General features: G+C 60.6%; 12 protein-coding genes. 5 read left to right on the forward strand and 7 right to left on the reverse strand.

All coding sequences use genetic code 11. The features are described 5' to 3' along the window. Positions 1 to 18 precede the first annotated feature (18 nt). The 3 genes from dapA to dapD all read left to right on the forward strand — a co-directional run bounded on the left by dapA (position 19) and on the right by dapD (position 2,417). The gene (gene dapA, locus Q0063_RS02550; RefSeq protein WP_297870407.1) at positions 19 to 906 is read left to right on the forward strand and encodes a 4-hydroxy-tetrahydrodipicolinate synthase; all 888 of its coding nucleotides are present in this window, start codon (positions 19 to 21) and stop codon (positions 904 to 906) included. Beyond that, positions 903 to 1,622, forward strand: coding sequence for a 4-hydroxy-tetrahydrodipicolinate reductase (gene dapB, locus Q0063_RS02555; protein WP_297870408.1), 720 nt, complete (start codon positions 903 to 905; stop codon positions 1,620 to 1,622). Before dapA ends, dapB begins: the two co-directional genes overlap by 4 nt. A gap of 99 nt (positions 1,623 to 1,721) precedes the next feature. Next, positions 1,722 to 2,417 carry a 2,3,4,5-tetrahydropyridine-2,6-dicarboxylate N-acetyltransferase gene (gene dapD, locus Q0063_RS02560; RefSeq protein WP_297870409.1) on the forward strand — a complete coding sequence of 232 codons (696 nt, stop codon included), beginning with the start codon at positions 1,722 to 1,724 and terminating at the stop codon, positions 2,415 to 2,417. 366 nt (positions 2,418 to 2,783) lie between these two features. On the opposite strand, the gene Q0063_RS02565 is transcribed toward dapD, so the two are convergent. After that, on the reverse strand, positions 2,784 to 3,026 hold the full coding sequence (locus tag Q0063_RS02565) for an AbrB/MazE/SpoVT family DNA-binding domain-containing protein (RefSeq protein ID WP_297870410.1): 243 nt from the start codon (positions 3,024 to 3,026) through the stop codon (positions 2,784 to 2,786). A gap of 143 nt (positions 3,027 to 3,169) precedes the next feature. Between Q0063_RS02565 and Q0063_RS02570 the strand changes: the two genes are divergently transcribed. After that, entirely contained in the window at positions 3,170 to 3,751 is a 582-nt protein-coding gene (locus tag Q0063_RS02570) for a spore maturation protein A (protein ID WP_367180317.1), read from the forward strand. Further along, positions 3,748 to 4,272, forward strand: a complete 525-nt coding sequence (locus Q0063_RS02575; protein WP_297870412.1) for a spore maturation protein — start codon at positions 3,748 to 3,750, stop codon at positions 4,270 to 4,272. Before Q0063_RS02570 ends, Q0063_RS02575 begins: the two co-directional genes overlap by 4 nt. A 236-nt stretch (positions 4,273 to 4,508) precedes the next feature. Here the strand turns inward: Q0063_RS02575 and Q0063_RS02580 are convergent, their stop codons facing one another. The 6 genes from Q0063_RS02580 to scfA form a co-directional block, all read right to left on the reverse strand. After that, positions 4,509 to 5,405, reverse strand: a complete 897-nt coding sequence (locus Q0063_RS02580; protein WP_297870413.1) for a C40 family peptidase — start codon at positions 5,403 to 5,405, stop codon at positions 4,509 to 4,511. A gap of 96 nt (positions 5,406 to 5,501) precedes the next feature. Then, positions 5,502 to 5,810, reverse strand: coding sequence for a hypothetical protein (locus Q0063_RS02585; RefSeq protein WP_297870414.1), 309 nt, complete (start codon positions 5,808 to 5,810; stop codon positions 5,502 to 5,504). 228 nt (positions 5,811 to 6,038) lie between these two features. Continuing rightward, entirely contained in the window at positions 6,039 to 6,284 is a 246-nt protein-coding gene (locus Q0063_RS02590) for an IreB family regulatory phosphoprotein (protein ID WP_297870415.1), read from the reverse strand. Between the two features lie 263 nt (positions 6,285 to 6,547). After that, the gene (locus Q0063_RS02600) at positions 6,548 to 8,173 is read right to left on the reverse strand and encodes a ferredoxin (protein WP_367180315.1); all 1,626 of its coding nucleotides are present in this window, start codon (positions 8,171 to 8,173) and stop codon (positions 6,548 to 6,550) included. Further along, complete coding sequence (gene scfB / locus Q0063_RS02605; protein WP_297870416.1) at positions 8,170 to 9,555, reverse strand: thioether cross-link-forming SCIFF peptide maturase; 1,386 nt, start codon at positions 9,553 to 9,555, stop codon at positions 8,170 to 8,172. The genes Q0063_RS02600 and scfB overlap by 4 nt, the downstream gene beginning before the upstream one ends. A gap of 88 nt (positions 9,556 to 9,643) precedes the next feature. Further along, the gene (gene scfA, locus Q0063_RS02610) at positions 9,644 to 9,784 is read right to left on the reverse strand and encodes a six-cysteine ranthipeptide SCIFF (RefSeq protein WP_297870417.1); all 141 of its coding nucleotides are present in this window, start codon (positions 9,782 to 9,784) and stop codon (positions 9,644 to 9,646) included. Positions 9,785 to 9,999 lie beyond the last annotated feature (215 nt).

The following is a 9,999-nucleotide window of genomic DNA, read 5'->3' on the forward strand; positions in this document are numbered from 1 at the left end:
ATACTGGAGGACGTCAACATGAAATTCGATCAACTGAAGGGTTCTATCGTCGCCATGATTACCCCGTTCCAGGAGGACGGCAGCGTCAATTTCAGCGTGCTCACCGATTTGCTGGAGCGCCAGATTGCCGCCGGCACCGACGGCATTCTGGTGCTGGGTACCACCGGCGAGTATCCCACCATGAGCCACGAGGAGGACGCCTCCGTGGTGGCCCACACCATCCGCGTGGTCAACGGCCGGGTGCCCGTGATGGTGGGCAGCGGATCCAACTGCACCGCCACCCAGATTGAAAAGAGCCTGGAATATCAGGATATGGGCGCGGACGCCCTGCTGCTGATCTCCCCCTATTACAACAAGGCCAATCCCGAAGGCATGTACCGCCATTTTGCCGAGACGGCCAACCGTGTGAACGTCCCCTGCATTCTCTACAACGTTCCCGGCCGCACCGGCTGTTCCATCCCCGTCTCTGTTGTGGAAAAGCTCAGCAAGCACCCCAACATTGCCGGCATCAAGGAAGCAAGCGGCGATATGTCCTATGCCATGAAAATCGCCCACTGTGTCGGCCCCAGCTTTGCCCTCTACTCCGGCAACGACGACATCACACTGCCCCTGATGAGCATTGGCGGCAGCGGCGTGATCTCGGTCTATGCCAACGTCATGCCCGCCATGTGCCATCAGATTGTGTCCGACTACCTCAGCGGCAATCAGGCCCAGGCCCTGGCCAATCATCTCAAATACCTCAGGCTGATGAACGACCTCTTTATGGAGGTAAACCCCATCCCCGTCAAGAGCGCCATGAACATGATGGGGCTGAACGTGGGCCCCATGCGCCTGCCCCTGTGTGAGATGAGCCCGGAGCACACCGCTGCCCTCCAGGCCACCCTGAAGGAGGCGGGACTGCTGTGAGATATCTTCTGATTGGACGGGGCAGGATGGGCCGTCTCATTCAGGAGACTGCCCAGGCCGCCGGGGACGAGATTCAGGCCTCCTTTGGCCGGAACGACCTGGACCGGCTGGGGCAGCTGGGCCGTGTGGCCGACGTGGTTATCGACTTCTCCCGACCCGAGACCCTGCCGGAGATCGTCTCCTATGTCCGCCGCACCGGCACCCCCCTGCTCTCCGGCACCACCGGCTTCACCCCCGCCCAGATGGTCCAGGTCGAGGCCCTGGGGGCGTACACCCCGGTGCTGTGGGCGGCCAACTTCTCTCTGGGCATGGCGGTTTTGTACCGGGCCCTGCGGGAAATCTCCGGCGTTCTGAAGCCTGATTTTGACATTGAGTTGGTGGAGGCCCACCACAACCAGAAGGAGGACGCCCCCAGCGGCTCCGCCAAGCTGCTGCTGGAGGCCATCGACCCCCGGCACGAACAGCCCCTGAACTATGGCCGTGAGGGCGTCACCGGAAAGCGGCCCAAGGGTGAAATCGGCGTCCACGCCCTCCGGGGCGGCACCGTGGCCGGGACCCACACCGTCCACTTCTTCGGCCCCGACGAAGAGCTGTCCTTTACCCACCGGGCGGCCAGCCGCCAGATCTTCGTCAACGGAGCGCTGCATATGGCCCGGATGCTGCCGGGGAAGCCCAACGGGGTCTATGATTTGCAGAAGATACTTTTCGGCGGCTGAACTGAATTAGGAATTAGAAATTAGAAATGAGGAATTTTTCCGGTTTCGGCAATTCCTAACTCCTAATTCCTCATTTCTAATTCGACACAGGAGGTTTTTATGAACGCTCAGGAAATCATCGACTATATCGCCAATTCCGAAAAGAAAACCCCGGTGAAGGTCTACGTAAACCTGACGGAGGACGTGGACTTCGGCTCCGCCAAGGTCTACGGCACACGCCTGAGCCAGATTGTATTTGGGGACTGGGAGGAGCTCCGCCCCATTCTGGAGGCCAATACAGACAAAATCGTGGACCTGGTGGTGGAGAACGACCGGCGGAATTCCGGCGTGCCCCTGCTGGACATGAAGGGCATAAAGGCCCGGATTGAGCCCGGTTCCATCATCCGGGAGAAGGTGGAAATCGGTGAGGGAGCCGTCATTATGATGGGGGCTGTCATCAACATCGGGGCCATGGTCGGCCGGGGCACCATGATTGACATGGGGGCCGTGCTGGGAGGCCGGGCCATTGTGGGGGACCACTGCCACATCGGCGCGGGCACCGTCCTGGCCGGCGTGGTGGAGCCCGCCTCGGCCACGCCGGTGGTCGTTGAAGACGGCGTGATGATCGGAGCCAACGCCGTGGTCATCGAGGGGGTCCGGGTGGGCCGGAACGCCGTGGTGGCCGCCGGGGCCGTGGTCATCGAGGACGTGCCGGAAAACGCCGTGGTGGCCGGCAGTCCCGCCCGGGTCGTCAAGATGAAGGACGAGAAAACAGAGAGCAAAACCGCGCTGGTGGACGCGCTGCGGAAGCTGTAAGATCGGAAAGGAGGATAGCTCGAAAGGGACCCATCAGGGGTCCCTTTCGCTTTCAATAGCCCCGCCACAGCGGACGCTTTGCCACAGGCAAAGCGGAGAGTCGACGGTTTGCCGCCGGCTCGACGAGAAAACAGAGAGCAAAACCGCGCTGGTGGACGCGCTGCGGAAGCTGTAAGGGCGCATCCCTGATATGAAAAAGAGGAATCCGGCGTTTCCGGCTGCGGAACGCTTCGGATTCCTTTTTCCTGCACCGAAAATGTTAAAATTTTCCTCTCCCAGCTCACAGGCCCAAAGGGCAAAAAGAAACGGCCGGAGCAGCGCTCCGGCCAGCGTACGCTGGGAAAAAATTCTCTGTGTTCGCTGGTTTTACAAGCTCTTCAGCTCTTTCATACATTTGGGGCAGATGTTTTTCCCCTTGAAAATGGTGATATCCTTGGTGGCGTCACAAAAAATGCAGCTGGGCTTGTACTTCTTCAGAATAACAGACGAGCCATCCACATAGATTTCCAATGCGTCCCGCTCAGCGATGTCCAGGGTGCGGCGCATTTCGATTGGAAGAACGATTCGCCCCAGCTCATCCACCTTTCTCACGATACCAGTCGCTTTCACTGTGGTTCTCCTTTCCCTCATTTTTTTACTCACATTCAAAGCTAAAGAGACAATATCATAACTTGTCTCTATTTGTCAATTGCTTAAGCAAAAATTAAAAAGATGTTCATAAATGAAGCAAAAGGAGGAATTTTCCTGTGGCAATGACCTGGGTGTGGACCGGAATGGTAGTACTTTCGCTGCTGTTTGGAATGGTCTCCGGAAATCTGGACGCGGTGGCCAACGCCGCCCTGGAGGGGGCCCGTTCCGCCATAGACTTGAGCATCTCCATGGCGGGCATTCTCTGCCTCTGGAGCGGCGTCATGGAAATCATGAACGCCTGCGGCATCTCCGCGGGGCTGGCCAAGGCGTTCCGGCCCCTTCTGAGGCGGCTGCTGCCGGACGCCAGCCGGGACAGGGAGACGCTGGCGGCGGTATCCGCCAATGTCTCCGCCAATCTCCTGGGCCTTGGCAACGCCGCCACGCCTCTGGGCATTCAGGCCGCCCGGCGGATGGCCCTGGGCTGCGGCGGCACAGCCAGCGACGAGCTGTGCCTGCTGGTGGTGCTGAATACCGCCTCCATCCAGCTCCTGCCCACCACCGTCGCCTCGGTCCGGGCCGCCGCCGGAAGCCGGACGCCCTTTGACATTCTGCCGGCGGTATGGCTGACCTCGGTGCTGTCGGTGGCGGCGGGGCTTCTGACGGCCTGGCTTCTCTCCCGCCGGAGGGGAAGGAGGGCGGCATGAATCTCAGCGCGTATGTCATCCCCGTGCTGCTGGCGTCGGTGGCTGTCTACGGCATGGGGCGGCATGTGGACGTCTACAGCGCCCTGACCCATGGAGCGGAGGAGGGCCTGACGGTGCTGCTGCGGGTGGTGCCGGCCCTGGTGGGCCTGCTGACGGCGGTATCCATGTTCCGGGTCTCCGGGGCCATGGAATGGCTGTCGGGCCTGTTCGCGCCTGTTCTGGAGCTGCTGGGCGTGCCGCCGGAGACCGCCCCGCTGATGCTGGTGCGTCCGGTATCCGGCAGCGGGGCCCTGGCCGTGGCCACCGACCTGATGGCCGCCCACGGACCGGACAGCTACATTGGCCGGGTGGCGGCGGTGATGCTGGGCAGCACCGAAACCACCTTTTACACCATTGCCGTCTACTTCGGGTCCGCCGGCATTCACAAAACCCGCCATACCGTTCCCGCCGCTCTGGCGGCGGACCTGACCGGGTTCGTTGCCGCAGCCTTTGCGGTGCGTCTGCTCTTCGGCGGGGCATAACGGAAGCCGGGGGCTGTTATTCCTTCCGAACTGAAAGGCCGGAAGGAATATGTGCCATATTTTGCGGTTGCCGCCGTTTACGGCGGCGAGCAGAACGGCTCAGATCAAATGTATGATTTCCGAATTTTTAATTCGGAAATCATAATACCCACAGCGGCATCCAGGGCGTTTTCAAGCCGTGCAGCGGCAGAAAAAATCCTGCCCGCAATGCGGACAGGATTTGGAGGGAAGCATTCTTACATGTGAATACCGCCGATGAAATATGTATTGTAATAGCCGCTGGTCAGATCGCTGTAAATCACGCCGCCGCTCCGGGAGGAGGAGGAATGAATGATCTGGCCGCCGCCGACATAGATGCCGGCGTGAGAGCAGGCCTTGCCGGCGTTGCGGGCGGGATCGTTAAAGAAAACCAGGTCGCCGGGCTGGAGCTCACCGATGCTGTAGACTCTGGTGCCCATGCCGCTCTGCCACTGGCCGGTGGCCGTGTGGGGCAGGGAGTAGCCAAACTGGCCGTAGACATACATGGTGAAGCCGGAGCAGTCAAAGCCGCTGGGGGACGCGCCGCCGTAGCGGTAGCGGGTGCCCAGGTACTGCTTGGCCAGGTCCACGATGCCGCCGTTGGAGCTGGAACTGGAACTGGTCAGATCCAGGAAGTCGCTGCGGATATAACCCTCGGTGCCATAGGTGCAGGTAACGCTGTACCAGCCATCGGCCAGAGCCGTGGCGGTGACGACGTCGCCGGTGCCAAGGGAGGCCAGAACCTCGCCGTCGGTGGAGGGGGTGGCACGGACATTGACGCCGCTGGCGTTGACCCGTCCATAGCTTTCAAACACGCCGTCGGTATGAATCTCCAGGAATTCAGCGGAGACATAGCCGGTCTTGCCGTTGTAGGCCACCTGATACCAGCCGTCTGTAGAGTCGTCCAGAATGGCCAGCGTCACGTCCTTGCCCAGAGTGGAGACGATTCCCGCCTCGGTGGAGGGCTCGGAGCGGAGCCGCAGGCCGGAGCCGGTGGTCACGCCGGTATCCACAGCCAGTCCCGCCTCGGCGGCGAAGGCGCCGGCGGTCAGAAACAGGACGGAGAGGGTGGTCAGCACCAGGACCCGGAGGGTCTTTCCCGCGAAGTATGTCATAAGTAAGCTTCCTTTCGTGATCATTTGTAGAGAGAGGGGACTTGCTTCCGGTTTGTGCCGCTTGACGCCGTCAGGCGGCACGGTCCGCATGGGAGCCTATTTCTCCTTCCCCGACAAAGCCCGGCTCAGCCAGACAGCGGCGATGTCCATTGCGGAATAGAGGCTGGCCTTCTCGCTTTTCTTGATCACGCGGTCCCGGGATTTCAGATCCGGGTCGGTGAGCTGAAGCTGAATGGAGACTTTGGTGGCCAGGTCCAGATCCTGTTCCTTTTTGGTTTCCAGAACCTGCATCATGATGATATATTTATCCGCCATTGAACCGTAGTAAATGAGGTTGCCGGCACGGCGGAGCGGGTGCCCCTTATAGACAAGACCTTCTGTTTTCGTGTTCTTGTTTCCTGCCATGAAAACCCTCCTTGTAAAATTGTAACCAAATTGTAACATCTTTTTTCCGATTTGTCAACATCTGAAATTGGTCAAACCGACGGAAAAATAATGTCGATTTTCTGCGGTTATGTCAAAAACAGCAAAAATCCCATGGAGAGGAACCGGCGCGCCCGCAGGCGGCTGGTCCCCTTCCATGGGAATGGAGGCAAATTGCGGTTACAGACTGTAACTTTTGTTACTCACGCATCACTGCGCCAGGTATTTCCGCACCAGAACCTGAAGCAGCTCATCACGGTCAATCTTGCGGATCAGAGTCCGGGCATTGTTGTGGTTGGTGATATACGTGGGGTCTTCGGACAGAATGTAGCCTACAATCTGATTGATGGGATTATAGCCCTTTTCCTCCAATGACTGATAGACCGACGAGAGAATCTGATGAATCTCCTCGTCCTTTTCCCTGGCTAGGCTGAACTTCCTGGTGAAATCGTCCATCCGAATATCACCTTCCTTTCCCGGCTCTTGCCGTTACTGTATAGTATACTCGATTTCAAGGAGACTGTAAAGAGGTTCCGGGGGAATTTTACGAAAGATTTTTACTCACGGCTGTTCCCGCCCCGGATTTTTTTGGCTTCGGCCCCTCAACACCTGTGCCGGCAGCGTCCGGCGGGCCCTTTGTCCCCCCGGGTGAATACAGGAAAACAGCGGCAGCCTGCCGAAAGCATATTCCGGCAGGCCGCGTTCAGGAGAAAAGGGATTCAGCCGATGGAAATGGCGCTGACGGGACAGCCGTCCCGGGCCTCCTGGGCCAGTCCCATCTGGGCGTCCGGCACCTCGCCGCCGTGGGCAAAGCCGTCGTCTCCCATGGTGAAGACCTCGGGACAGGTCCCGGCGCACAGGCCGCAGCCGATGCAGTTTTCATTGACGCTGGCGTTCATAGGCGTCCTCCTACCAAAGAAAGAATCGGCCCCGTCCCAAAGAAACGGGACCCCGGCACATAGTGTGTCTCCTTTTCCGATTTTTAAGCACGTTTGCGGCGGCTGCTCCCGAACCACATCCACCCGTTCCACATTGTAATATTGGAACAGCGCCAGGGCCTCGGGGCCGATGCGCTCCCCGGGCACGGCGATGGGAACCGCCGGGGGACAGCTCACCGTAGTCGCGCCGCAGATACGGCCCAGGCTTTTTTCCGCCGGGACGGTCTCCTGTGGGGCAAAGAGGGCCTGCCGGACGGACAGGACCCGATCCCCTTTGACCGGCGGCAGGACAGGCCGTGGAAGAGGCGCTTTGGGCCCAAGGGCCTCCAGCGCGTCCGACAGAAAAGAGATATCCTCCTCCGTATTTTCCGGCGAGACCATCAGCACGCAGAAATCCCGGTCCGCGTATTCCGGCTCTGCGCCTCCGGCCCGCAGACAGGCCGCCAGCTCCAGGCCGCTCCAGCCATACGGGGCGGCGCCCAGGGTGAGCTTCAAGGGCTCGCTCCCCACCAGCGGCCAGCCCCGGCAGGCCAGCTTCTCTTTCAGCGCCGTCAGACGGGCGGCGGCGGCGCGGATGTCCACGGGCCCCTCAGCCCCAAGGTACCCGTTGCACAGGTCCAGAGAGGCCAGCGTCAGATAGGACGGGCTGGTGGACCCGAAGAGGGACAGGGCCGCCCTGGCATTCTCCCGGAAGGCCGCCGGGGCGGCTTTGGAAATATGCAGGTAGGCCCCTCCCGTGAGGACCGGCAGGGTTTTGTGAGCGGAGTCGCAGCACAGGTCCGCCCCCAGGTCCATGGGATGCCGGGAGGACTCCAGAAACCGCAGATAGGCCCCGTGGGCGTTGTCCGCCAGGAGGGGGACGCCGTGAGCATGGCACACTGCCGCCAGAGCGGCGATATCCAGCATATTGCCCAAATAATCCGGGCTGGTGACATAGACGGCGGCAGGAGGTGCGGCCAGAGCGGACAGGGCCCGCTCCAGGCCCTCCGCCGTGATGGGACAGGTGCAGATGGACCTGGCCGCCTCCTCCGGCCACAGCCAGACCGGCTCAAAGTCCAGCAGGGCGGCGGCGTGGACAAAGGATTTATGGACGTTCCGGGCGGCCAGAACCACCGGCGGCGTGCCCAACCGGCGGTTTTGCAGGGCCAGGTACAGCATGGCCTTGACGCACTGGCTGGAGCCCTCCGTAGAATAGAAGGCGGCCCCGGAGCCGAAGAGGGCGGCGGCGTTTGCCTCGCTTTCCGCGATGATGCCCGCCGCCTCATAGAGAGAATCCGCCCCCTGGATTTCCGTGATGTCCCACTCCTCGCAGCCCAAGGGCCCAAACCCCTTGTGGCCCGGCATATGAAAGCGGCTCATGCCCTCCAGCTGGTAGCCCTGCAAAAAATCCCAGATAGGCGTGGTCATGCCTCGTCTTCCTCCGCCAGAGCGGCTTGCAGCATAATGGCGCACTCCATCCGCTTGCGGAACAGCTCGCAGCCCGTCTCATAGACGCCCCGGATGGAGCCGGTGGCGTGGAAGGCATTGGCGGCGCAGCCGCCGGAGCAGTACATCCGGGCCCAGCAGCCGGCGCAGTCCGGCCGGGCGTAGGCGTTGCAGGCCCGGAACTCCTCCCGGAGGGCCGGATTGACCACGCCGTTCCAGACGTCTCCCAGCCTGTAGGCCTCCTCGCCCACAAACTGGTGGCAGGGGTACAGGTCCCCCCAGGGGGTAACGGCCATGTACTCGGTGCCGGAGCCGCAGCCGGAGATGCGCTTGTAGATGCAGGGGCCGCCGGTCAGGTCCAGCATGTAGTGATAGAAGGTAATGGGCCGGCCCTCTTTGTGCCGCTTCAGCATTTCCTTGGCCAGAAGCTCATACTGCTCCTTGACAGTCTCGATGTCCTCCGCCGTCAGAGCCGCCGGGTCGCCGGGGGAGCAGACCACCGGCTCCATGGAGAGCTCGGTGAAGCCCAGGTCCGCCATGTGGAACAGGTCCTTTGTAAAATCAGGGTTCCGGTGGGTGAAGGTGCCCCGCATGTAGTACCGGGTTCCGCCTCTGGCCTGGACCAGCTGCTGAAATTTGGGGACTATGCGCTCATAGCTGCCGTTTCCGGCGTAATCCACCCGAAGCGCGTCATGGATTTCCTTCCGGCCGTCCAGAGAGAGCACCACGTTGTCCATTTCCCGGTTGGCGAAGTCAATCACGTCTCCGTCAATCAGCATGCCGTTGGTGGTCAGGGTAAAGCGGAACTTCTTGCGGCAGGGGCCCTCCTGGGTCCGGGCATAGGCCACCAGGTCCTTCACCACCTGCCAGTTCATCAGGGGTTCCCCGCCGAAGAAATCCACCTCCAGATTGGTCCGGCTTCCCGAGTGTTCGATGAGGAAATCCAGAGCCCGTTTTCCGGTCTCGAAGCTCATGAGGGCCCGGTCGCCGTGATACCTGCCCTGACTGGCGAAGCAGTAGGAGCAGTTGAGGTTGCAGGTGTGGGCCACGTGGAGGCACAGGGCTTTCACCACGTCGCCGGAACACTCCTTAAAGGTCCCGGCCAGATCTGCGAAGACGTCCGGGGCGAAGAGCTGGCCGGACTCCTTCAGGTCCTCCACATCGGACAGACATTCCCGCAGCTCCGCTTCGGTGATGTCGGGCCGGTCCCGGTATTTCTCCAGCAGGGCGGAGACGATTTCCTCCGGCGTGTGATCGGGGAAAAGGGCGATGACGTCATAGGCTACCTCGTCCACCACATGGACGCCTCCGGAGCAGGTGTCCAGAACGATGTTATAGCCGTTGAGCTTGTATTGATGTACCATGGGAAAACCTCCTGTCAGATGGGAGCGCGGAAAACCGGGAATCCGGCGGAGAAAAAACGCCGCCAGGCGGCGGCGTTTTTCGGACGTCTCACTTCTTTTCGCACTTCTGGTTGGCGACGCCGCAGCTGGTTTTGCAGGCAGACTGGCAGGAGGTCTGGCACTCGCCGCAGCCGCCCTTTTTGGCGCTTTCGCAGAGATTCCGGGTTTTCAGAGTCTTGATTCTCTTCATAATGGTATCGCTCCAATCTGAAAAATTTGTGGATTTCGGATGCTTTGAGAGGAACCGGCAGGTCCCGTCCAACGGAGGCGCACCGGTCCGCAGTTTGCAAAAGTGTACCATAGGAGCAAAAAAAAGTCAAGGCAGAAACGGGAACCGGGCGTGTCCGCTCATGTAGGAGTACAATACATGTAGGACATTAAAGGAAGAAAACAGTAGAAGGATGA

It is taken from the genome of uncultured Oscillibacter sp. (assembly GCF_947654275.1).
Classification (GTDB): domain Bacteria; phylum Bacillota; class Clostridia; order Oscillospirales; family Oscillospiraceae; genus Oscillibacter.